Annotated in this window: 20 protein-coding genes and 1 tRNA gene; 14 read left to right on the plus strand and 7 right to left on the minus strand. The window is 40.4% G+C overall.

Annotated elements, in window-relative coordinates:
* Positions 1–49 precede the first annotated feature (49 nt).
* The 6 genes from ACUR5C_RS01365 to ACUR5C_RS01390 all read left to right on the plus strand — a co-directional run bounded on the left by ACUR5C_RS01365 (position 50) and on the right by ACUR5C_RS01390 (position 7,832).
* A complete protein-coding gene (locus ACUR5C_RS01365; RefSeq protein WP_454466525.1) occupies positions 50–3,262 on the plus strand; it encodes a ligand-binding sensor domain-containing protein in 3,213 nt (1,070 codons plus the stop codon).
* A gap of 82 nt (positions 3,263–3,344) precedes the next feature.
* Entirely contained in the window at positions 3,345–3,647 is a 303-nt protein-coding gene (locus tag ACUR5C_RS01370; RefSeq protein ID WP_454466526.1) for a DUF6694 family lipoprotein, read from the plus strand.
* Between the two features lie 51 nt (positions 3,648–3,698).
* On the plus strand, positions 3,699–4,376 hold the full coding sequence (locus ACUR5C_RS01375) for a TorF family putative porin (RefSeq protein WP_454466527.1): 678 nt from the start codon (positions 3,699–3,701) through the stop codon (positions 4,374–4,376).
* A 70-nt stretch (positions 4,377–4,446) separates the two neighbouring features.
* A complete protein-coding gene (locus tag ACUR5C_RS01380) occupies positions 4,447–5,508 on the plus strand; it encodes a GGDEF domain-containing protein (RefSeq protein ID WP_454466529.1) in 1,062 nt (353 codons plus the stop codon).
* A 15-nt stretch (positions 5,509–5,523) separates the two neighbouring features.
* On the plus strand, positions 5,524–6,372 hold the full coding sequence (locus tag ACUR5C_RS01385; RefSeq protein ID WP_454466530.1) for an EamA family transporter: 849 nt from the start codon (positions 5,524–5,526) through the stop codon (positions 6,370–6,372).
* Positions 6,373–6,701: 329 nt separating this feature from the next.
* Positions 6,702–7,832, plus strand: a complete 1,131-nt coding sequence (locus ACUR5C_RS01390; protein WP_454466531.1) for a S8 family peptidase — start codon at positions 6,702–6,704, stop codon at positions 7,830–7,832.
* A 297-nt stretch (positions 7,833–8,129) separates the two neighbouring features.
* Here ACUR5C_RS01390 and ACUR5C_RS01395 read toward each other — a convergent pair whose 3' ends face one another.
* From ACUR5C_RS01395 to ACUR5C_RS01405, 3 genes are read right to left on the minus strand one after another with little or no spacing between them, the layout of a single operon-like run.
* Positions 8,130–9,512: an NTP/NDP exchange transporter gene (locus ACUR5C_RS01395; protein ID WP_454466532.1), complete on the minus strand. Its 1,383-nt coding sequence runs from the start codon at positions 9,510–9,512 to the stop codon at positions 8,130–8,132.
* A gap of 52 nt (positions 9,513–9,564) precedes the next feature.
* Positions 9,565–10,605, minus strand: coding sequence for an SDR family oxidoreductase (locus ACUR5C_RS01400; RefSeq protein ID WP_454466533.1), 1,041 nt, complete (start codon positions 10,603–10,605; stop codon positions 9,565–9,567).
* Positions 10,606–10,620: 15 nt separating this feature from the next.
* The gene (locus ACUR5C_RS01405) at positions 10,621–11,163 is read right to left on the minus strand and encodes a DUF6841 family protein (RefSeq protein ID WP_454466534.1); all 543 of its coding nucleotides are present in this window, start codon (positions 11,161–11,163) and stop codon (positions 10,621–10,623) included.
* A 259-nt stretch (positions 11,164–11,422) separates the two neighbouring features.
* On the opposite strand from ACUR5C_RS01405, the gene ACUR5C_RS01410 reads away from it, so the two are divergent.
* Together ACUR5C_RS01410 and ACUR5C_RS01415 are read left to right on the plus strand one after the other, a co-directional pair.
* A complete protein-coding gene (locus tag ACUR5C_RS01410) occupies positions 11,423–12,490 on the plus strand; it encodes a sensor histidine kinase (RefSeq protein WP_454466535.1) in 1,068 nt (355 codons plus the stop codon).
* Positions 12,491–12,508: 18 nt separating this feature from the next.
* Complete coding sequence (locus ACUR5C_RS01415; RefSeq protein WP_454466536.1) at positions 12,509–13,204, plus strand: LytR/AlgR family response regulator transcription factor; 696 nt, start codon at positions 12,509–12,511, stop codon at positions 13,202–13,204.
* 850 nt (positions 13,205–14,054) lie between these two features.
* On the opposite strand, the gene ACUR5C_RS01420 is transcribed toward ACUR5C_RS01415, so the two are convergent.
* The 4 genes from ACUR5C_RS01420 to ACUR5C_RS01435 form a co-directional block, all read right to left on the minus strand.
* A tRNA-Phe gene (locus tag ACUR5C_RS01420) sits at positions 14,055–14,130 on the minus strand.
* A gap of 87 nt (positions 14,131–14,217) precedes the next feature.
* Positions 14,218–14,481: an oxidative damage protection protein gene (locus ACUR5C_RS01425; protein ID WP_454466537.1), complete on the minus strand. Its 264-nt coding sequence runs from the start codon at positions 14,479–14,481 to the stop codon at positions 14,218–14,220.
* A 25-nt stretch (positions 14,482–14,506) separates the two neighbouring features.
* Positions 14,507–15,532 carry an A/G-specific adenine glycosylase gene (mutY, locus tag ACUR5C_RS01430; protein ID WP_454466538.1) on the minus strand — a complete coding sequence of 342 codons (1,026 nt, stop codon included), beginning with the start codon at positions 15,530–15,532 and terminating at the stop codon, positions 14,507–14,509.
* 33 nt (positions 15,533–15,565) lie between these two features.
* Positions 15,566–17,404, minus strand: a complete 1,839-nt coding sequence (locus ACUR5C_RS01435; RefSeq protein ID WP_454466539.1) for an SLC13 family permease — start codon at positions 17,402–17,404, stop codon at positions 15,566–15,568.
* Positions 17,405–17,649: 245 nt separating this feature from the next.
* Here ACUR5C_RS01435 and trmB point away from each other — a divergent pair, with 245 nt between their 5' ends.
* The 6 genes from trmB (at position 17,650) to fba (ending at position 24,578) form a co-directional block, all read left to right on the plus strand.
* Positions 17,650–18,336, plus strand: a complete 687-nt coding sequence (gene trmB, locus ACUR5C_RS01440; RefSeq protein ID WP_454466541.1) for a tRNA (guanosine(46)-N7)-methyltransferase TrmB — start codon at positions 17,650–17,652, stop codon at positions 18,334–18,336.
* A 31-nt stretch (positions 18,337–18,367) separates the two neighbouring features.
* The gene (gene glpE / locus ACUR5C_RS01445) at positions 18,368–18,685 is read left to right on the plus strand and encodes a thiosulfate sulfurtransferase GlpE (protein WP_454466543.1); all 318 of its coding nucleotides are present in this window, start codon (positions 18,368–18,370) and stop codon (positions 18,683–18,685) included.
* Between the two features lie 252 nt (positions 18,686–18,937).
* Positions 18,938–20,929: a transketolase gene (gene tkt / locus ACUR5C_RS01450; RefSeq protein WP_454466545.1), complete on the plus strand. Its 1,992-nt coding sequence runs from the start codon at positions 18,938–18,940 to the stop codon at positions 20,927–20,929.
* Between the two features lie 95 nt (positions 20,930–21,024).
* Positions 21,025–22,023: a type I glyceraldehyde-3-phosphate dehydrogenase gene (gene gap / locus ACUR5C_RS01455; protein ID WP_454466547.1), complete on the plus strand. Its 999-nt coding sequence runs from the start codon at positions 21,025–21,027 to the stop codon at positions 22,021–22,023.
* A gap of 226 nt (positions 22,024–22,249) precedes the next feature.
* Positions 22,250–23,428: a phosphoglycerate kinase gene (locus tag ACUR5C_RS01460; protein ID WP_454466549.1), complete on the plus strand. Its 1,179-nt coding sequence runs from the start codon at positions 22,250–22,252 to the stop codon at positions 23,426–23,428.
* 85 nt (positions 23,429–23,513) lie between these two features.
* Positions 23,514–24,578 (plus strand): class II fructose-bisphosphate aldolase, encoded by a 1,065-nt coding sequence (gene fba / locus ACUR5C_RS01465; protein ID WP_454466551.1) that lies wholly within the window; start codon positions 23,514–23,516, stop codon positions 24,576–24,578.
* Positions 24,579–24,794 lie beyond the last annotated feature (216 nt).

Consider the following 24,794-nt stretch of genomic DNA (forward strand, 5'->3'; position numbering starts at 1 on the left):
ATTTATCACGGCTTTTTATTATGTGAACAAAAGTACTAGTGAAAATATAATGATAAAAAAAATCCTCTATTTACTTTTCCTATCTTATCTCTCATGCGGAGAAGCCAAGAATTTAGAAAATACGAGCTTTAAACATATTTCAAATGAAACTCGGCTTTCTCAAAAAACAGTGCAAACAATATTTCAAGATAAACTCGGCTTTATGTGGTTTGGAACCCAAGAAGGTTTAAACCGCTATGATGGCAGAGAAATCAGAATTTTTCGGCATAGCTTAACTGATATTGGCAGCATTTCTCATGACGTAATTAGAGATATCGGTGAAGACAAAAACGGAGATTTATGGATAGCGACTAGCGGCGGTCTTAATCGATATAAACCAGAAAGTGAGTCTTTTGAAAGAGTCGCTTTAGTTAATTCCAACGGAGAAACAGTGACTCGCTTAAATGAAATATATCTCGATACTGATGGTATATTATGGGTTGGAACCGATGGCAGCGGCGTTTTTTATTTAGAGCCAGAAGCTAAAACCAAAAAACCGAAATTTGTTCAATACAAGGCGTTTCAACATTTATTCAATGCCGATATTCGTGCGATTTTTAAAGATTCTCGCGGTAGATTATGGCTTGGTAGCGATAGTGATGGAGTTACTATCGTTGAAGGCGGCGCAATGGTTGGGGGCTCAACTCGCTCGAGTTCAGATTTAGCGCTATTAAATAGTCCGGTTAGAAATATTTATGAAGATAGAAAAGGAAAAATTTGGGTTGCCACCCGTGGTGGTGGACTGAGCCGTTTTGAAGAGCTTTCAAAAACATTTAAAACTTATCAACAAAGTGATCAGCCCAATAGCTTGAACCACAATAGAGTTTATCAAATTTACGAAGACTCTCGAGGTATTTTGTGGATCGCAACCGATGAAGGCCTTGCAATTTACCAACCAGAAACTGATGATTTTACAAGAATTCAACATAAGCCATCGCAGCCAACTGGCCTAAGCCATAATAGAGTCTTGGCAATTTTTGAAGACCGCGGCGGCATGATGTGGTTTGGTACACTGTCAGGTTTAAATCAATGGAACCCTCTGGCAGCAAACTTTATTCACTATCGACACGTTAGCGAAGACAATTTAAGTTTGTCGAATAATATGGTTTATTCCCTTTCGGAAAGTATTGATGGAAATATTTTCATTGGAACTTTTGGAGGCGGAATGAATGTGCTAAACCCTATTACTCAGCAAGTGGCTCCGTTTGAGCATTTTTATGGCAAGCAGCTTTCATCACAACGAATAACGAGCTCGCTGGTGGATAGCGATGCTAACTTATGGATTGGGACTATTTCATCGGGGATTGAAAAAATAAATCTTAATTCAGGTGAAAGCATAAAATATAAGCATGAACCTAACTCTAATAATGGTTTAAGTGACAATGGAATAACAAATATTATGCAGGACAGCCGTGGCGATATTTGGATAACAACCTATAACGGTGGCTTGCATAAGTATTATAGCGAAACAAATACGTTTAAAGCTTTTTCAAGAAAAACCAATGTCAAAAACTCAATAGCTAATGATAACTTATTTCATGTGATGGAAGATGATGATGGGTATCTTTGGGTCTCAAGTGATGGCGGCGGTATTTCTAGGTTTGACCGAGGAAGCACGCAGTTTGAAGACTTTACTTATAGTGAAAAAAATTCAAAGTCTTTGTCTGGCAATAATGTCATTTCAATTACCCAAGACTCCAAAGGCCGATTTTGGATTGGAACGCTAGGTAACGGACTGAATCGTTGGGAACCACAAAACCGCCGAAAAGGCATCAATGAATTTCAACACTATACTATTGATAATGGCTTAAATAGCAGTACTGTATATGGCGTGCTAGAAGATAGTTCAGGCTATATTTGGGTTAGTACAACACGTGGCCTGAACAAACTCGATCCCGAAACAGATAAAATTGAACACTACAATTTAGCAGATGAAATACACTATAACGAACTAAACCAAGGCGCAATGTTACGAACTAGTTCGAATCGACTTTTCTTCGGTGGCACAAACGGTGTCAGTGCGTTTGACCCCGAGGATATTGTATCTAATCCTCACGTTCCTAATGTCGTACTTACTAAGATCAGTAGCGAAAATAAAAAACTACTTTTTGATGAGCCGCTACAAGAATTATCTGAAATTACCTTTAGCCATAATGACTATTTAATTTCTTTTGAGTTCGCCGCTCTCGACTTTGCACAACCGAATAAAAATAGATATCAATATAAACTTGAGGGGTTTGACTCTGAGTGGATTGACGGCGGTCACTTTAACCGTGCCACTTTCACCAATTTGCCTGCAGGAAGCTACTTGTTAAAAGTAAAAGGAAGCAATAATGATGGGATTTGGAGTCAAGCTGCAATTAATTTACGTGTTAATGTTTTACCCGCACCATGGTTGAGCTGGTGGGCATTTTTAGTTTACGGGCTTAGTTTTTGCCTGTTTATTTTTATGCTTATAAGAAAACAAGCGAAACGATTAGCCGAACACGAACTTTTTCAAGAGCATGTGAGTGCCAATGTTGAGCAAAAGACAGAACTCTATCAAAAAAGTAATCAACTGCTTCAAAAACAGGTTAGCTTGCTGTCTGAAAGTGCCAATGTGGATCCGCAAACCGGCGTGCCAACGCAAAAATTTATCTGCGATTTACTACACTTTAATTTAGATTGGATTAGAAAATCAGGTATAAAACCTTCGCACTTTGAAAACAAGCTTGTATTTCTAATCGTAGATTTGAATGCAGATAAACTGACCGAAGCGGAGTTAAATGATGCAGTGGTCCAATTTTCACGGCAGTTAGAAGTAGAGCTACCCAATAACACCGCACTAGTTCGTTGGGATCAGCATCGATTTGCGCTATTATTTAATGTAGAAAAGCGTGTTAATGTCAACACAGTTATTGAGGCAATTGCATCTATCTATCAGCAAGTGTTTGCTTTAGTCTCGCCTCAAAAAAAGCCTATGATTGCTTACTCTTTGCTTCCCTATGCCGGAGTTTCCCAGGCAATACCTAATGCTCAAGACATACTTATGTTAACAGAACATGCTTTATACAGCCTAAAGGTGCAAGCAAGCAGTGACGAAAAAAATAAACGAGAGAGTTTTTCGGCAGTAGGAATTATCTCTACATCTCGGCTACTCGATGATTATACATTTAAGCAATTGCTCGCCTCTAAGAACTTGCTAGAGGTTAAGGATGTATTTGAGTTTTCTTTAATAAAATAAAGGGGATTTGTTATAAATCACTTTATTAGTTTGCAAAATAGTCTATATTCGCAGCTTAATTAATCTAAAAAGAGAAATTCTAATGTACCGACTATTATGCATTACAACCTTTTGTTTGTTTTTGGCGAGCTGCGGCGCACCTAGTGTCGACACGAGTAGTGACGAAGCGTTCAAGGCTTCTATAAAAGCGATGGAAAAAGAGCTTTCTGAAGAGGATAACAAGCGATTTAAAAAGGCCTTAGTGCGCATAACGTTAGAGCACATGGATTTAAAGTTATTAATTAAAGCCGGTGCCGATGCGAAAGAAGAAGCTGAAAGACAGCTAAAGATCGCACTAGACGGGAAAACTGCAATGCAAATAATTGAAGAAGCAGAAAATTTATAGAAAACTTCATTTCGACAAATCCGTCGAATGATTTGAGCCAAAGGAAAGATTATGCAAAATAAGTTATTAAAAGCTTTGTTAAGTATCACTTTTATTAGTGGACCCTTGACTAGCTTTGGGGTTGAGCAAAAGTTAAGCTTAATGACAGACTACCGATCAGACGGCGTCTCTCAAACCAAAAATGGCTCGGCAATTCAATGGGGTGGGACGCTTAATCACGGAGAGTTTTACCTAAACGCTTTTGCGTCGAACTTACGCTATGGTGACAGCCGAGGTTATGAGTTCGACTTTGGCGGTGGAAAATTATTTGATTTGGGTAAGTTTCAGTGGGATGTTGGCTTACTAAACAACATTAATATTTCATTACCAGCAGAAGATAGCTATTTTTGGGAAGTTTATACGGGTGTTAATTACAATAATACATCAATTTACTTCACTTATGCCGATGACCGTCAAACTTTTGATCAAGGTAAAAATGCAAAACTTGCGTTTAGCCAATCATTTAAACTCAATAATGCTTGGAGTTGGAACTATCAACTTGGATATGCGGATATGTATCGTTCGCGTTTAAGTGATGCAGACTATGTATGGTGGAAAGCAGGCTTAAGCTATTCTATAAAGCGTTATCAGTTTAGCCTTAACTATGATGACACTGACATTAAGAAAACAAATGATTGGAATGATATTGCGCAGCAAAGTTTATCTCTGGTGTTAGATGTTAGCTTTTAGGAAATAGAGAAGTTATCTAAAATTTTTACTAAAATGATCGATAACAAATCGAAAACCGTGGGGAATAGATATGCACCAGCCAGAATGGCTAAGTAAAATTTTTGAGCGCAATGTGTCTGGTGACGTAGAAGAGAAAAGGCGCAATTTCGTATTTTATTTTATCAGCTATATTGGCGGCTTTATAATTTTATTATTTGCTATGCAACATATTAATAGTGATAGAGAATTATTAAAAACAGTGCTATTTAGTGGGTTTAGTATTATTTTTGCTAATGTCATTACATCGCACTTTTTTAAGCAAAAAGCAATTTTCACCTATGTTTGCGGCGTGATGGTCGTGTTTATGATATTGGGTTTGGTCTATAGTGGGGGCTATAAAAATACCGGACTTTATTGGGTTTTCCCGTTTCCTTTTGTATTGTTTGTTTTATTAGGTTATCAGGTTGGAGTTATTGGTAATGCCTTACTGTTTGGCATCGTTGCATTTTTATTAGCTAACCAGCACTTAATACCCGCAGAATATTCAGCAGCTGAATCTAGTCGGTTTTTATCCTCATTTGTCGCCACTGTCTTTTTAATGTTAGTGGGTGAATATTTTAGAGCGCAAAGTCATCGTGAAATGGAAACTATTAATGTGACTAAAGACAGGCAAGCTAATACCGACCCTTTAACCAAACTGCCTAATAGACGATTTTTAGATTCTGTGTTTTTTAAAAATGCGTATGCGGATCCCAGTTCCTATTTTCCATTAACGGTGATAGCGGTAGATATAGATCATTTTAAATCAATAAATGATCAACATGGCCACCATGCGGGAGATCAAATTTTAAAGCAGTTTGCCGATGTACTAAATAGTAATTCAAGAAATTCAGATGTCGTTGCTCGAACTGGTGGAGAAGAGTTTATTATTTTATTTCCACAAACTGATCTAGCCATGGGACATAAGTTGGCAGAAAAGTTAAGAGAAAAAGTTGAGTCTTTTGACTATGTATGTGATGCCATCAAGCTTAAAGTAACTGCAAGCTTTGGGGTAGCAAATGCACTCACTGAAGATCAATTAAATGCTGCTTTTAAAGCAGCAGATGCAAACCTTTACCTCGCAAAAGAGGCGGGCAGAAATCAAGTAAAATAAATTTAAGGCATAAAATTGCATTATTTAATTGTGGTAACCTTTATTTGGGCATTTAGTTTCTCTTTTATTGGTGTTTATTTAGCGGGTCATGTTGATGGATATATTGCAGTTGCAATACGCATGTTGCTCGCGCTAATTGTATTTCTTCCGTTTCTTCGGTTAAACGCTTTATCACTTATCTCAAGTCTAAAACTTGTTGCCATTGGTGCTGTTCAGATTGGTGTAATGTACCTATGCTTTTATCACAGTTTTCTTTATTTAAGTGTTGCAGAAGTGCTTTTGTTTACCATTTTTACGCCAATATATGTAACCCTGCTAGATGCTCTTTTCGCTAAAAAGTCGCCTGGCAGTCGCTGGTTAATTCCCGCCATTATTTCGGTTATTGGCGCTGCTGTTATTCGCTACAAAGGAATCGACTCTAACTTTATTACCGGATTTGTATTAGTGCAAAGCGCTAATTTATGTTTCGCTTTTGGTCAGGTTGTTTATAAGCGCACTCAACTTGGCTCCAGAAAGCAGCAGCTTCAGCACTTTTTCTTTTTCTTTTTGGGGGCGAGTATTATTGCATTAATCGCCGCCTTCTTGTTTGCAGACTGGAATAAGACTCCGCAAAACTTAACTCAAGTAAGCGTATTAATTTGGTTAGGTGTTGTAGCATCGGGCTTAGGTTATTTTCTTTGGAACTATGGCGCTAAAAAAGTCAATGCTGGCCAGCTAGCTACTATGAACAATGCGTTGTTACCAGCAGGACTGTTAGTTAATTTACTTATATGGGAAAGAGGAATTGACTGGATACCCTTTATTATAGGGAGTAGTTTAATTTTAATTTCTGTATGGATGTGTTCTTGGCGGAAAATACGATAAGTTAAAAGAGTTAAGCGCTATTTGATAATCCACTGAATTTCCTCCAGTTGCGTGGCGGTTTGGCGTGCGACTACTGTTTAGTTTTGTGCAACAACATACCTCATACTAGGCTAAATCCGATTCAAAAATAATGCCTTGCTTTAGACAAAGCGAGCTCAACATTGACTTCCTATTTTTTGAGATTAAATGCCTAAATGTCGCTTTTGAACTAGTTTTGGTCGGGTACCTACTATCAGATTTTTGTTTTTGAGTGCTAGTCTTTAGATTGTCTTTTTTGCAATTTAATAAAGGCATCTAAATTGATTAACAAAATAAAACAGGAGTTATCAATGAAAATAAGAAAAACTATAATTGCTACTGCGGTTGGAATTGCTTTATCTGGTACAGTTTCAGCAAAAGATCAGCCAGAGGCTACTTTTAATGTTAATTCGGATTTACTAAATATTCAAAATCGATGCATTGTTCAACTTAAAGACTCTTTAGATAAAAGCCAAGTCACGGGTTTAGCAAATGGGTTTGCCAAGCGCGCAAAAAGCTCGTTAAAACATGTTTATAAACACTCAATAAAGGGCTTTACCATTAATTTGCCATGTCATGCTGCAGAGAAAGCATTTGGAAAAGACAACGAAGTTATGTCATTTACACCGGATAGTATTGTATCGGTTAGTAAAGGCAAGCCGGGAAGCGGTGGAGGTGCTCAACAAGCGTCTTATGGAACTGCTAGAGTCGGAGGCCCAATTGATGGAAGTGGTCGAACAGCTTGGGTAATTGATTCGGGCGTAGATCTGGATCATCCTGATTTAAATGTTGACGCTAGTCGCGGATTTACCTCAATCAATCAAGGCGGTATGGATGATCAAAATGGACATGGTACTCACGTCGCTGGAACTATTGGTGCACTAGATAATAGTATTGGCGCTTTAGGCGTTGCACCGAATACTACAATAGTACCGGTTCGCGTTCTTGACCGTAGAGGTTCTGGATCGACTTCTGGTGTTATCGCTGGAGTTGACCATGTAGCGGCAAATGCCAGCCCTGGCGATTGCGCTAATATGAGTTTGGGTGGTGGTGTGAGCCAGGCTTTAGATGACGCGGTTGTAGCGGCTTCAAATGCTTCTGGCGCATTTTTTGTTTTGGCCGCTGGCAATGACGGTGATAATGCGAATAACCATTCTCCTGCTCGAGCAAATGGAAACAGGGTTTGGACTATATCTGCGGTTAACTCGAATGATGTCATGGCATCGTGGTCTAACTATGGTAATCCGCCCGTAGATTATGCCGCTCCAGGGGTTAGTATTTTTTCACTTTGGAAAAATGGTGGTACGAATACTATTTCTGGCACCTCAATGGCTGCACCTCATGCCTGTGCGGTAATTATGATGACCAATGGAAATCCGCGTTCTAGTGGTAACGCAAGTAATGATCCTGACGGTAATCCAGATCCTATTATTCACTTATAATTTAATTGACGATTAATGGCCTCTCTAATCTGAGAGGCCTCTATAATTTGCTCACAACAAAAAAAATCACGCTAAACATAAAGTTTAAGAAGACTAGCGGAAAGGCACTAAAGGCATAAAAAAGCCCAAATTTTTCAACTTAGGCTTTTGGAATAATGGTGGCCCGGGACAGAGCTGAAGATGTTTGGGGGTCGATCTTTTATTTCCTTGAGGGAGGATACACTCGAGTCCGACAATGGACTGGAAATTGTGTTTAATCGTTGGAGTAATTTTCGACAGGTTTGATAGGTTAACTGTCTAACGAGCAAGTGACTTGAGCCTAGTCCCACCCGCTTGGCTGAACCTTGACTCTTTTCGTGCGACGCTTTCTATCGATTGACTTTTATTTGACTCCAGTTCTTCTTCTCGCTGATATCCACGACCTAGATAGGTCGCAACAACTGACCAAATTGTGGCGATTCCTGCACCGACTAAAGATACTGCTATTAAACCTAATCCGATACCCTCGGTAAGTAGCGCGAACAATGATCCGCTGGCGGCGTCTCCACCTCGATAAACGACGATATCGATCACAGGTTTAGCTTTAAAGCGTTCTTCCTTGGTCACATGAGTAAACAGCATTTCTCGTGCAGGTCGAGTCACCGAATAGGTACCAGCCCGTCTAACAATTTGAATTCCTAATACTACGATAACGAGTGGAGCAAACGCTAAAATCAGCATTCCAAAAACTAACAATACGGGCACCATTGCTAAGGAAAAGGCCATGCCTAAACTTTTTACGATTCTGCCAGTAACAAAAAATGCCATTAAAAATGTTAAAGTATTAATAATCCAATCAATACTTCCTAAGATTTGGGTTCGTTCAGCTCTTGTGTATTCTTCCAGTAAATTCTTCTGCTCAAAATAAACAAATGAGCCAATAAATACATAAAGTAAGATAAACGCACTAATACCCAATAACTTAGGACTAGAAACGACTAAACGAAAGCCAGTCCACCAAGCGCCGCCAAGTGCGACTGCAGACAAGTCAGCTTTGATATCTTGATTATGTAACTCCGTTATTTTCAAACGATAGATATAAAGTGAAATAGGAACCACACAAATCAAACAGGCTGCTGCAATTAGCATAAGGTTTTCTTGGCCCAACTGTTCGCTGAACAAAGCTGGAATTGCCGGTCCAGCAATTGCACCCAAACTCGCCCCAGCACCAACAACCGAAAAAAGTCGCTTGCTTTGGTTGGACGAAAAAATGTCAGCCATAAAGCTCCAAAATACAGATAAATGAAACAAGCTAAATGCACTTATCCAAACGTAAAAAGATTTTTCAGCAATGACTGGATCGGTTAATTGAGGAACTATAAAGTAAAACGCAACAAAACTTGCGGCAAAAAAACTATAAACAACTGGAACTATAAATTTAAAGCGAATTCTTGAAATCGCGAAACCATACACTGAGACAACCGCGGCACTAATAAAAAACTGTAAATTCCACAAAATGCTGACTTCAGTATCAGTCCAATCGCTGGCCATAGCATCTCTTACAGGACGTAAGATGAAGTATGAGGCCATTAAAATAAATACCATTACAAAAGACGCAATTGCCGCATTTAACTCGTTAGGCTTAATTTGTGACATTTGCTCGATCGTTTTGAGTAGTAGCGATGTCGACTTTTGATTCATAAATTGACCTCAATGCTCGAAAGTTATTGTTTGACTGGAAGTAGTGCCCTAATTACTGCGCTTTTTGTTGGGCAGTTTGATGACTAACCGTTACCTTTGATGTTAACGAAGGGCCTTTCGAACTTTCCAATTTAGATAACTCTGCATCTAGCCATTGGATCAGCTGTTCACGCTCAAATCGATAAGCTTGCGAATGGTTTAATTCTACAAGTTTAGCGATGGTCTTTTTAATCGGGTAAACGGCTTCACGTTTATTGGGCACGACCATATAGCGTAATAATGGTTTTTCGCTTTCTAAAACTAGCAGCACGGCACTTGATACTTCATCGGGCGCCTTATGGTGACTCCTGTCAGGCTGTATAAATTTACTTATTTTCTTGTATTCAGCCTTGAATAGAGAGCCTTTCGCCTTTTGCTCAATCTTTGCGTGACGCTTCTTTAAGTTGCTCATGACCTTAGAATTGTAGTTACCCGGCTCAATCAAACTAACGGAAACATTAAATTTGGCCATCTCCGGAGCTAGTGCTTCGCTATAGGCCTCCAACCCGAACTTGCTCATGCTATATGGGCCAAACATTGAGCCGGTCGCGATTCCAGCGACAGAGCTAATATTGATTACTTTTCCCTGTGTTTTAATTAATAGCGGAGCAAAGGCTTTAGTCATCCGATAAGGCCCATATAAATTCACATCCATTTGAAAAGCGAGGTCTTTTTCTGCTACCTCTATCAGTGGCTCAAAAAGAGCGACTCCCGCGTTATTTACTAGTCCATAAAGTCCATACCCTGACTGCTCAACGATAGCAACAGCGCTATCAATATCATTTTGCGAAGTTACATCTAATTTAAGCGCAGTCACATTTTTTATTTGATTTAAAGCAACAATATCTTGGTCTTTTCTTGCCCCGGCAAAGACTAAGTATCCTTGCGAAGCTAAAGTCTCAGTGATATTTCGTCCTATACCACTACTCGCTCCGGTGACCAGAATCGCTTTGTCCTTGGTCGCTGCGTCAGGAAAACTATTATTGGCCAGCAAATTACTCGATCCAACAGCCTCGATAATAATCAAAAATAATATTCTATAGATATAATTCATAATATGATTCCTCAGTTATTGCTGTGACGCTGAAGCTAGAAGGATACGATCTTCAAGTGGATGTTGTATTCGCGAGAACATTTTCCAGCGACTCTCTTGCCTATGCAGTAAATAAGTACCGCTGGTTTGGGAGATTTTCTCACCGCTTTTATTAAGCAAATTAGCGATGTTACTCGCAATGTAGACATTTTTGCCGAGCGGTTTAATTTCTACGACTTGCCAATTGATTTGAGTGATTCCTCGTTTAGATAAATAGTTTAAGAATCCAAGGTTTCCCTCTTTAACAATACTGGGTTTAGTCGCAATTAGTTTATTACCTTTAGCGTTGATCAACACGGCTGGATAGCTGATATTCTCAGCTGATGCTTGTAATGCGCTAAGATCATTGGGATTGTTTAATAACTGATTAAAGTGATTTATGTACTGATTAAGGAACAGATTTACTTCTTTAATTGCGGCGTCATCATTGGTTCTTTGTGCGTGGCAAACACTAAAACCGCTAGACAACAAAATGAGTATGAGTAGAAACTTTATATTGTTAATAAGACTATTTTTCATGGGATCTCCAAGTCAATGAGTTGATGCTAATGATTAGAATCAAGTTCATCTTACCCAACGAACTAAGACTTGGTGACTTAGTAGACTAACAAAAGCGTTAAATCGTCCAATAGTCAAAATCAAACAATGAATAATGACTAGTCGTCATCGCTCTTTTTGGTCGATAAAAAATAGGGATTGGTCGACTTATTCGACCTGTTGGATAGAGATAGGTTATAGTCTCAATAATGACAAGCCAAATACGAATAATTTTTAAAGAATGAGCCAATCAAACAACACCGTGTTCGCCTATATTGCTTTTTGGGGATTGGTATTTTTGCTCGATCTAGGCCCACATTGGGAAAACTATACAAGTACCCGAGAAATTATTGAAACAATTGTCCCTCAAGTAGTGGTACAAATGGCAATCGCACTATTGGCTTTAAAATGGCTTATACCTAACTTTCTCAATAAAAATAGAAAATTCCTTTTTTTAATAATAATGTTTTTGTTGCTTTTCATTGGCACTGAACTATTGATTTTTATTAGATACCTTTATTTGGAGCCGACTTACCCTGACACCTATCGGCGCTTCCTAGAATTATATGGCCATTTTACATTTCAAGAACGAACTTTAAGCTTGTGGGCATTCAAATACATTTTCTATACAAAATATCCGCTGCTGCTCTATCCGTCGGCAATTTTGATTGCATTTAGTTTTTACACTAATCAACGAAAACTATTGCAGTTAAGCGAACAAAAAAAACAAGCTGAGTTGTCTGCGTTGAAGAATCAACTTAATCCTCACTTTATTTTTAATACACTCAATAATCTTTATGCGTTAGCATTAACTAAATCAGATTTAACCCCTGTCGTCATTGAAAAGCTATCCGACATTCTAGACTATATGTTGTATCGTTGCGGGGACGAATATGTTTCGCTGCTACGAGAAGTTCAGCTGGTTGAAAACTATGTGGCGTTAGAGAAAATACGCTACGGCTCTCGATTGGTTTTCAATTTAAAGCTACAAATTGAATCTGAGCTGTCAATTGCGCCTTTGATCTTATTAAACTTAATCGAAAATGCCTGTAAACATAGCACCGGAGAAGAGTTAGATACCGCAACAATTGATATGAGCATTGAGACCGAGCAACAATTTATTAATATCACTATTTCAAATACCGTCCCTAATATACAAGCCACTGAGAAAACAAATAAAAAATCGATTGGATTAGATAACTTGCATCGACAGCTAGAGCTGCTTTATCCAAATCGTCACAAGTTCATTATCAACCGAGAAGATAAGCTTTTTTCGATATCACTAACTTTAGAAACGCTAATTAAATAGTTGATGGATTAGACATAAATGACAAACTACCGATGCCTCATTGTTGACGACGAACCTCTTGCCAGACAGCTGCTCGAGTCTCACTTAAGTAATCTTGTTGAATTTGAAATTGTGGCAAGCTGTAGTAGCGCGATAGAAGCACAGCAGTTATTGAATCAAACTGAAGTCGACCTAATGTTCCTTGATATAGAAATGCCTGTTTTAAAAGGCACTGAGTTCTATCAAAACTTGCGTAATAAACCGAAAGTAATATTTACTACAGCCTATAGGGACTATGCGATAGAAGGCTTTGAGTTAGAAGCCGTTGACTATTTGCTAAAACCTATCGTTTTTTCGCGCTTTTTTAAAGCGATTGAAAAGTTCAAGGCTAGTCAAGAGCTGATGTCTAAAATGACTCAACCGCAAGAAGAGGAAGTTGAAAAGCAGTATTTATTTGTGAGAGAAAATAGAAAGCAAGTTAAATTAATCCTAAGTCAAATTTATTATATCCAAGGGTTAAAAGATTACTTAAAAATAATCACGACTAGCGGAAGCCATATTGTTAAAAGCACTCTCTCTGGTTTCGAGCAACAGTTACCATCACAATTTTTAAGAATTCATCGATCTTTTATCATTAACAAAGATCATGTAACAGCCTACAATCGACACGAAGTAGAAATTGAACAACATGAAATTCCTATCGGAGAAAGCTATCGAACACTTTTCCCTATTTAGCCTAGTCTTATTCTAGTTAATAAACCTTTGGTTGCCATATGCAACTCGTAGCGTTGAATTCAAGCTAATAAAGTCACTGCAAGATTTCTAGGTAAACTAGAAGGCGTTATCCCTCTCAGAATTAGGCTACTTAGCAAAGCCCTAAAGTCTAATGTTTGAGGCTTTTGTAATAATGGTGGCCCGGGACAGAATTGAACCGGCCGGCGCTCCGGGGGAGACACAGTGTCGGCAGTTTGCTGAAGGCATAAAAAAAGCCCAAGTTTTTCAACTTAGGCTTTTGGAATAATGGTGGCCCGGGACAGAATTGAACCGGCCGGCGCTCCGGGGGAGACATAGTGTCGGCAGTTTGCTGAAGGCATAAAAAAAGCCCAAGTTTTTCAACTTAGGCTTTTGGAATAATGGTGGCCCGGGACAGAATTGAACCGGCCGGCGCTCCGGGGGAGACACTGTGTCGGCAGTTTGCTGAAGGCATAAAAAAGCCCAAGCTTTTCAACTTAGGCTTTTGGAATAATGGTGGCCCGGGACAGAATTGAACCGGCCGGCGCTCCGGGGGAGACACAGTGTCGGCAGTTTGCTAAAGGCATAAAAAAAGCCCAAGCTTTTCAACTTAGGCTTTTGGAATAATGGTGGCCCGGGACAGAATTGAACCGGCCGGCGCTCCGGGGGAGACACAGTGTCGGCAGTTTGCTAAAGGCATAAAAAAAGCCCAAGCTTTTCAACTTAGGCTTTTGGAATAATGGTGGCCCGGGACAGAATTGAACCGGCCGGCGCTCCGGGGGAGACACAGTGTCGGCAGTTTGCTAAAGGCATAAAAAAAGCCCAAGCTTTTCAACTTAGGCTTTTGGAATAATGGTGGCCCGGGACAGAATTGAACTGTCGACACAAGGATTTTCAGTCCTCTGCTCTACCAACTGAGCTACCAGGCCACAAATTTCATCTCAAGGCTCGTGCCCCGAGAGCGCGCTATTAAACTAGGATCGGGATTTAAAGTCAAGCGCGTTTTAAATAATTTTTTATTTTTCTTCAGGAACGTAGCCTTCTACTTTATCGTAGTCGCCGCCAAACAAGAATTTTTCCATTTCACCGGTTAAATATTGACGTGCTTTGGGATCAGCAAGGCTTAAATGCTTTTCATTAATCAACATTGTTTGGTGATGCATCCACATTTGCCAAGCTTCTTGGCTTATATTGTTTAAAATTCGCTCACCTAATTCGCCTGGAACTGGCGCAAAGTTCATTGCTGGGGCATCTTTTTGTAGTTTTTGACAAAACACCATGGTTTTTCTCTTTTAACAAATAAATTTAAAGGGATTGAAAGTAGCGATTTAAAAACTTTCGTATCGGCGTTGGAAAGGCTAAGTCTTTTAACGTATTTATATTATGCCATGCTAACTCATGGTTTTCTTGTATTGTGTCGGTTTTCTTTAAACTGCCAGAAAATATACTAATTTCAAGGTGAAAGTGGGTAAAAGTATGGCGAAACTCATCGACTAGCTGTAGCTGCGTGGCTTGCTGCTGACTTTCCGTTAGCTTAGGTAAAGACCATAAACCACCCCAAATGCCGCTAGGTGGGTTTTTGTTTAGTAATACTTGGTGTCGCTTATTAAGGTTGAGTAATAGGCTTGTGTGACGTGTAGGAATAGTCTTTTTAGGTTTTTTGTGTGGGTACTCTGCCGTCTTATTATGAATAAAAGCTAAGCAATGAGTGGCCAGTGGGCATGCCTCACAGTTAGGTTTGGTGCGACTACAAAATGAGGCACCTAAATCCATCATGGCCTGATTAAAGGCGGCAGTCTGCTGACGCGGTGTGTAAGTTTCACTAAGTCGCCAAAGCTCTTTAGCTACCGCGGCTTGGCCGTACCAACCGTCGACTAAAAATACGCGGGCTAAAACTCGTTTTACATTGCCGTCTAATATTGGTGTAGGTAAGTTGTTCGCCAAAGAAAGTACCGCGCCTGCGGTAGAGCGCCCTATGCCCGGCAAAGCTTGCATTTGTTCTAACGTGAGTGGAAATTGGCCTTTGAACTGCGCCACAACCTGCTGAGCACATCGATGCAAATTACGCGCTCTCGAGTAATAGCCTAGTCCTTGCCAAAAGTGCAAAACATCGTCTAGCTCGGCGCTAGCGAGGGCTTCGACATCGGGAAAACGCTGCATAAATTTTAAATAGTAGGGAATCACCGTTTTAACTTGAGTTTGTTGCAACATTACTTCTGACACCCACACTCGATACGGCGTCGGGTTTTTCTGCCAGGGTAAGTCTTTACGCCCGTGAGCATGGTAAAACTTAAGAATTTTTTGAGCGAAAAGCTTAGGGCTAATTAGCATAAAAGTTAAAGGGCGAGTTAAAGCGCTGGTTGATTAGATAATATCGTAATAAAACGGAATGAATAACGAAAGGGTTATCCACATAAGGAGGGCTAGCGGAATACCAATTTTAAGAAAATCGCTAAAATGATAACCACCAGCGTTCATTATAAGTAAATTGGTTTTGTATGCCATGGGGGTCGCGTAACTAAAGTTGGCGCCAAATAATACCGCTACAACAAAGGGCTCGGCAGGCAAACCGAGTTGACTTGCTACACTGATGGCAATGGGGGTTCCAATAACCGCTGCGGCATTGTTAGAAACAATATTAGTCAATATCGCCAGTAGTAACATCAGCGCGCTTAAAATGACCGGAGCGGGTAGACCCTGGGTGAAAAATAGAAACAGTTGCGCTAAATAATCTGCACCACCGGTTTTCATTAGCGCTTCACCTAAAGCTAAACTAGCTACTACTATGAGTATTACTTGAGTGCTTAATGCGCGGCTGGCATCAGACCAAGCTAAACAGCGGGTCATTAATAATGCCATCACGCCTACCACCGCACTTAACGAAATAGGCATTATCCCAAATGCGGCTAATCCAACGACCAAGGCCATAATTGTTAAAGCTATTGGTGCTTTGTCGGTATGGGGTAAATCGGTGGTAGCATCTAAAACTAATAGATCCCCTTTCTTTTTCATTTCTGCGATTTGTTCGCGGGGGCCTTGAACTAACAATATGTCGCCAACGTGTAAAGAGACACTACCGAGTTTGCGGTATAGATCAATTTCTTTACCTTCACGGTGAAGTGCCACGGCTACCATTTTATAGTGATCAACAAAGCGCACATTTTTTAAGGTTGAGCCGGCCAAAGGCGAGCCTGGCACTATGACGACTTCTGCCAGTTGTTGATCTTCTGCGGTTAAAGGGTGTTCGTCGTCGACTTGTTGTTTTCCTACAAAAAGCTTAGCGCCAAGCAGCTTTTCATACTCTTTTAAATTATCTGCAGTGTCAGAGACGCGAATGCGATCGCCAGCTTGTAAAATCACATCGGGCATTGGCATAATTCGCACGTCAGAAGAGGAGCCGAAGCGCTGAATTCGTTCCGCTTTTAAAGTGCCATTGGCATGTTCAATAACGTCAGCAAGCGACTTGCCTACCGCAAAACCATTTTCATCTAATGTTAAATGTGCGGTAAAAAGTCTTGGCGCAGAGTTTTTTAAAATTGACTCTCTTTGCGGGATTAGTTTAGGGGCAACCAGCCATAAATAAAGTATGGCTACTACGCCACCGACTGATGCTGGGATCATAAAGTCAAAAAGCCCAAGCTTGCGCATTCCTTGCTCTGCTGCAACAGCAACAACGAGTAAGTTAGTTGAAGTGCCTACGGTCGTGGTCATGCCGCCGATTAAGGTTGCAAAACCCATTGGCATTAACATGCCTGACGGCGATTGATTGTTGCGAATGGCAACGCTGATTAAAATGGGAATTAATAGCACCACAATTGGGGTATTGTTCATAAAGGCCGAAAGAATTGCCGCGACGACCAGTGTTACCAGCAGTGAAAATTTAGGAGAAATTTTCCAAAGGCGGCCTAACATCCGTCCAACAGGCTCTAACGCACCAGTTCTTACTAAGCCTTGGCCTGCAATCATCAGTGCACAAACTGCGATAAGTGCTTCGTGTCCAAAACCATAAAAAAAGTGAGTTGAGTCTAAGCGAGTACCGTCAATTTGCAAATACGGAAATATCTCAAAAATAACCGCTACCATAATTAATACCGCCAAACAGCTCGACTCCAGCCGAATATCTTCTCGTCTGAACAAGTAAAGTGCGGCCACTGTTAATAACAGCATGGCTAAGGCATGATAGTTTGGTAAAGCTGGGAACATAGGGTATTGAAATACTTATTGTTTGTGTGGAATTAACCACTATTGTTCTTAAAGCTAACAGTTTTTTAGAAATGATCAATGTTTTATTTGCCATATCAAAATAACTAGGCAGGTTTTTCCACCTACGGGTTACGATTTCATCAAACGACACCTTATGAGCACAGCCTTTTTTAGGCTCGGCATAGCCTTGTGAGTCGTAGGACTGATATAATTTAAGCTGGTTCGAAACATTAAATGGTTAGATTGTGCAGGAATTTCATCGAAGAATTAGAAGCTTTGTGCGACGTGAAGGTCGAATGACCGCAGGGCAAGCGCTGGCTTACGCAGAAATGATGCCGGATTACGGGTTAGAGTTTACGCAAACCAAGTTAGACTTTGAGGTGCTATTTGGTAATAGTAACCCAGTAACTTTAGAAATTGGCTTTGGCATGGGGACTTCGCTGGCGATTCAAGCGGAAAACAATCCAAACAAAAATTACTTTGGAATTGAAGTGCATCGCCCTGGAGTTGGTGCATTGTTAGCCCGTATGAAAGAAAAGCAGTTGACCAATATTCGAGTGATTTCATACGATGCCATCGATGTTTTAGAACATATGGTTGATGAAAGTAGTCTAAGCTGCTTACAGTTGTTTTTCCCCGATCCATGGCATAAAAAGCGGCATCATAAGCGCAGAATCGTTAAATCAAGCTTTGCTAAAAAAGTATGGCAAAAAATGCAGTCGGGCGGCGTATTGCATATGGCTACGGATTGGGAAAACTACGCAGAGCACATGCTCGCAGTTATGCAGCAGGAGTCAGGCTGGGAGAATTTATCGGATACCGGTGATTATGTTCCTAAGCCAGAGGATAGGCCAGTAACTAAGTTTCAAGCCCGCGGCGAGCGTTTAGGTCACGGCGTTTGGGACTTAATGTTTAAAAAGGTTACTCAATAATTATGGCGAGCATTTAAGGAAACTAATTACAATGTTTGAACGAATATCGGTACTTCAAGCTAACCAGTTAATCCAACAAGAAGCGGCGATAGTTGTTGATATCCGCGACCCTAATACATTTGCTCAAGGGCATATTAAAGGAGCTCTGCGCATTGACAATAATAATTTAAATGATTTTTTAATTAGCGCCGATAAGACCAAGCCGCTTATTGTCTGCTGTTATCATGGAAATTCAAGCCAACCCGCAGCTGAGGTCTTTAATCAGCAAGGCTTTGCCAGAAGTTACAGTATGGATGGCGGCATGAGTGAGTGGGCGCTTACCAATGAAGTCGTGTCTGAAATAGAATAATTCTTATGCCGTGGCAAGGCTATATAAGTTCAAGGACTAAGGTTTTCAGCTTTTAGCCTTTGCTAAGTGTTCAAGTTTGGCGTGATTTTTGAGTTTTTATGACTTATTCCTTTTAAATTAACTCAGAATCAGAAAATATGCCGATAAAATGAACAAATATCCGGTAAATGGTTTGATCCATCGCGCTGCGTTTGAGAAAATACGCCCCGTTCAAAATACCCACTGGTAAATTCCTCTATTTTAGGAGTCTCTATGTCATCTCGGTTTCAATTAGCGAACGCAATTCGAGCGTTAAGTATGGACGCAGTACAAAAAGCCAAGTCAGGTCATCCTGGCGCACCAATGGGTATGGCAGATATTGCGCAAGTGCTATGGGGTGATCATTTACGGCATAACCCAAGTAACCCTGAGTGGGTTAATCGCGATCGTTTTGTGTTGTCTAATGGCCACGGCTCAATGTTAATTTATTCATTGCTGCATTTAACTGGCTATGCAGTCAGTATTGAAGATTTAAAATCGTTTCGACAGCTACATTCTAAAACCCCAGGTCATCCAGAGTTTGGTTATACCGCTGGAGTTGAAACGACCACAGGTCCACTCGGCCAAGGTTTAGCAAATGCGGTTGGTATGGCAATAGCTGAAAAGACTCTAGCGGCGCAGTTTAACCGTCCTGGTTTCGACGTCATTGATCATCATACTTATACATTCTTAGGCGATGGTTGTTTAATGGAAGGTATTTCGCACGAAGTATGTTCATTAGCTGGCACCTTAGGCTTAGGAAAATTAGTAGCTTTTTATGACGACAATGGGATATCAATTGATGGTGAGGTTGAAGGCTGGTTTAGTGACGATACCGTAAAACGATTCCGAGCTTATGGTTGGCACGTTATTGGCGATGTTGACGGACACGATCCAGAAGCTATTGAGCAAGCAATCCAAGCAGCTAAATCGGAACAAAATAAGCCAACGCTTATTTGCTGTAAAACGACGATAGGCTTTGGTTCTCCTAATAAAGGTGGCAAAGAAGACTGTCACGGTGCGCCGTTAGGCGAAGCCGAAATTGAATTAGTTCGTCAGGAATTAAAGTGGCCACATGCGCCTTTTGAAGTGCCCGCAGAAGTCATGCAAGCATGGGATGCAAGAGAAGCAGGCAGCGCCTTAGAAGCTGAATGGAATGATACTTTTATTGCCTATCGCGAATCTCACCCAGAATTAGCGGCAGAACTGACCCGACGTTTAAGCAACCGTCCAAGTGCAGAATTTGAAGCTGCGGCGCAGGCATATATTCAACAAACACAAGCTGAAGCGGCAACTATTGCAACCCGTAAAGCCTCGCAAAATGCGATTGAAGCATTAGCTCCGCATGTACCAGAGTTTATTGGTGGCTCGGCTGACTTAGCTGGCTCTAACTTAACTTTATGGAGCGGCGCTAAAGGCATTGATGCACAAGACGCTAGTGGAAACTATTTATACTACGGCGTGCGCGAGTTTGGTATGTGCGCGATTATGAACGGTATTAAATTGCACGGTGGCTTTGTGCCTTTTGGCGGCACCTTTTTAATGTTTATGGAATACGCTAGAAATGCAATTCGCATGGCTGCTTTAATGAAACAACAGGCGATTTATGTATTCACTCATGACTCGATTGGTTTAGGCGAAGATGGTCCAACTCATCAGCCAGTTGAGCAACTATCTTCTATGCGTGCTACACCTAATTTAACGACCTGGCGACCTTGCGACGCAACCGAAACTGCGGTCGCATGGAAAGCAGCCGTTGAGCATTTAACCGGCCCAACAGCGCTAGTCCTTACTCGCCAAGGGGTTCCTACTCAACCTAAAAGCGCAACTCAAATAAAACAAATTGCCAAAGGCGGTTATGTTTTAGCTGACTGCGACGGTGAACCAGAACTAATTATTATTGCAACTGGCTCAGAAGTTGAGTTAGCGATGCAGGCAAAAGCTGAATTAACCAGCAGTAAAGTACGAGTAGTTTCTATGCCTTGCTGTGAAGTTTTTGATGCGCAAAAAGCAGACTACAAAGAAAGCGTATTGCCGTCTCATGTTACAAAGCGTCTTGCAATTGAAGCTGCACATGGAGATTTCTGGTTTAAATATGTGGGCTTAAATGGTGCTATCGTTTCTATGAATCGATTTGGTGAGTCAGCGCCAGCGAGTGACTTATTTAAAGAGTTTGGATTTACTGTTGAGAATGTCGTTGCGAAAGCAAAAGCATTAATCGATTAGTTTATTCATTGAAAATAATAATAAATAGCAATACCAATTTATTGAAATGCACGACACCACGAAAGTGGTAACTATACCAACTTGAGGAAGATGTAATGACTATAAAAGTAGCGATTAATGGATATGGAAGAATTGGCCGCATGGTATTGCGAGCGATTTATGAGTACAACCGCGAAGACGAAATTAAAGTTGTCGCAATCAATTCGTCGCACCCGATTGAAACAAATGTTCACTTAACTAAATATGACACTACTCATGGACGCTTTGAAGCGAATGTTGAGGGCGATAGTGAGAATATGTATGTAAATGGCGATAAAATTGCCATGTTAGCTGACCGTAACCCTGAGAATTTAAAGTGGTCAGATTACGATGTTGACGTTGTATTAGAGTGTACTGGTCATTTTACTGATCGCGCAGGTGCTTCTAAGCACTTTGTGGGTGGTGCTAAAAAAGTTTTAATTTCGGCACCTGGTGGAGCCGATATTGATAAGACGATTGTTTTTGGTGTTAACGATGATACTTTAACTGCCGATGACAAAATTGTTTCAAATGCCTCTTGCACTACTAACTGCTTGGCTCCTGTTGCAAAAGCATTAAATGACGGTTTAGGCATTGAAAAAGGCCTAGTGAATACCATTCACGCTTATACTAACGACCAAAATATTATTGATAATCAACACAAAGATTTGCGTCGTGCTCGTGCAGCTGCAATGTCGATTATTCCTACTAAAACAGGTGCAGCAAAAGCCGTTGGTTTAGTTTTACCTGAATTAGCAGGACGATTAGACGGCTTTGCACTAAGAGTACCAACGTTAAATGTTTCGGTGGTAGATTTAACTTTTGAAGCTTCACGTGATACCAGTGTTGAAGAAGTCAATGAAATTGTTAAAAAAGCAGCGGATGGAACAGTACTTGACTTTAACGTAGAACCCTTAGTATCAACTGATTTTAATCACGCGCCAGCATCATCAACTTTTGACGCGACTCAAACTCGAGTAAATGGCAATTTAGTAAAAATACTAACTTGGTATGATAACGAGTGGGGCTTTAGTGTACGCATGTTAGATACTGCCATTGCGATGATGAAAGCCTAACAAGCCTAGTTATTAACGTGACAACAAAAGCCTTGCTTTGATTTAATTTTTTAGTTTTTAGCAGGGCTTTTGATTAATTTGAATTGTTATGAGCTTTATCATTAAAGCTTAGTTCTTAGTTACAGTAATCAGTTTATCGTGGTTAAAATTAATTATTCGCGATGAGTATTTACACTATTTGAATACCTTAGAAAGTATTGTATATCTTTATGGAGTTTGTTGGCTAATGTCAGTTCTTAGAATGTCGGATCTTGATTTAAATGGAAAGCGCGTATTAATTCGAGAAGATCTTAATGTGCCGTTTAAAGATGGAAAAATTACTTCAGATGTAAGAATTCAAGCTGCTTTGCCAAGCATTAAGCTGGCCCTTGAGAAAGGCGCCAAAGTTATGGTGATGTCACATCGAGGCCGCCCCACTGAAGGAGAGCTTACCAGTGAAGACTCTATGGCGCCAGTTGTGGAGTATATGCAAACTCTTTTAGATGTGCCGGTGAAGCTAGCCACTCATTATTTAGACGGCGTTGACGCGCAGCCTAATGAAGTCATTATTTTTGAGAATGTGCGTTGTAATCTAGGCGAAAAAAGTAACAGCGACGAACTTGCAAAAGCTTATGCTAGTTTGTGTGATGTCTTTGTTATGGATGCTTTTGGTACCGCTCATAGAGCACAAGCATCAACACATGGGGTTGCTAAGTTTGCGCCGCTAGCTTGTGCAGGACCTTTATTAGCTGCGGAGTTAGATGCTTTAGGTAAAGCCTTAGATAATCCGGCCCGTCCATTAGTTGCTATTGTGGGTGGTTCAAAAGTTTCAACTAAACTAACTGTGTTAGAATCTTTATCTGGAGTGGTTGACCAATTAATTGTTGGTGGTGGAATCGCCAATACATTTATCGCATCTGAAGGTCACGCAGTGGGTCAATCTTTAGTAGAAAAAGATTTAATTGATGAAGCTAAAAGATTAAGCCAAGCAGCGATTGCTAATGGCGGAGAAATTCCGAAAACCACTGATGTAGTAGTGGGCAAAGCGTTTAGTGAAACAACGCCTGCAACTTTAAAAGATGTTAAAGATGTTGCCGATGACGATATGATTTTTGATATTGGTCCACAAACTGCCGAGCGTTTAAGCACTATTTTGGCAAACGCAGGCACCATTGTTTGGAATGGTCCTGTAGGCGTATTTGAGTTTGACCAATTTGCAGGGGGTACGCAAAAAATAGCGCAAGCGATAGCGACAAGTTCTGCATTTTCCATTGCTGGTGGCGGCGATACTTTAGCCGCTGTAGACAAGTTTGGTATTAAAGATAAAGTCTCTTATATTTCCACTGGTGGCGGCGCGTTTTTAGAATTTTTAGAAGGTAAAAAATTGCCAGCTGTAGAAATATTAGAGCAGCGAGCAGCAGAATAATAAAGTAGTAATAGACAAAACGTATTTTTATAGCAGATAAAGATTAACTTATTTAAAGTTTAAAATTTAAAATGGAGAAACACTCATGGCTTTAATCTCGATGCGACAATTACTCGATCATGCCGCAGAATATCAATATGGCGTACCAGCTTTTAATGTAAATAATTTAGAGCAAATGCGTGCCATTATGGAAGCTGCAGATGAAACTGATAGCCCTGTTATGGTTCAGGCGTCAGCAGGCGCTCGCAGCTATGCTGGAGCTCCATTTTTACGTCATTTAATTTTAGCGGCAATTGAAGAGTTTCCACATATTCCGGTTGTTATGCACCAAGATCATGGAACTAGCCCAGCGGTGTGTCAGCGGTCTATTCAATTAGGTTTTTCATCTGTAATGATGGACGGCTCTTTAGGTGAAGACGGAAAAACGCCTGCAAGCTACGAATACAACGTTGATGTTACACGTAGAACCGTAGAAATGGCTCATGCTTGTGGAGTTTCGGTTGAAGGTGAATTAGGTTGTTTAGGTTCGCTAGAAACGGGCGAAGCTGGCGAAGAAGATGGCATTGGTGCTGAAGGTATTCTAACGATGGATCAAATGCTAACCGATCCAGAAGAAGCCGCAGACTTTGTCAAGAAAACCAATGTAGATGCACTGGCAATTGCAATAGGTACCTCACATGGCGCTTATAAGTTTACTCGTCCGCCAACTGGCGATGTTTTAGCAATTAGCCGTATTAAAGAAATTCACGCTCGTATTCCTAATACTCATTTGGTAATGCATGGTTCTTCTTCTGTACCGCAAGACTGGTTAGAAGTGATTAATGAGTTTGGCGGAGAAATTCCAGAGACTTACGGTGTGCCAGTATCAGAAATTTGTGAAGGCATAAAGCATGGTGTGCGTAAAGTAAACATTGACACAGATTTACGTCTAGCAGCAACAGGTGCCATTAGACGCCATTTAGCGCAAAATAAATCAAACTTTGACCCACGTAAGTACTTAGCTGCTTCGACTCAAGCGATGAAAGAAATTTGTCTAGCGCGATATGAAGCTTTTGGAACGGCTGGTAATGCGAGTAAAATTAAGCCAGTATCTTTAGAGGTAATGTTTGAGCGTTATGCAAGTGGTGAGTTAGACGCAAAAATCAAATAAAATCGTTACAATATTTACATTTGTGCTAATTGTACCTAGACAGTATGCCGATAAAATCGGCATACTGTCTTTTTCGTTTAAGCGCAGTGGAAATTGAGTTTAAGCTAAAGGACTGAGCTCATTTATTTCAACTTTTAATCGGTTGAGATGAAATCGCCATTGTTAGGCAGCAGTCAAAACTCTAACTAGAGTTCAAAGAATAAAAGATCTAAAGGA

Source organism: Aliikangiella aequoris, assembly GCF_053709105.1.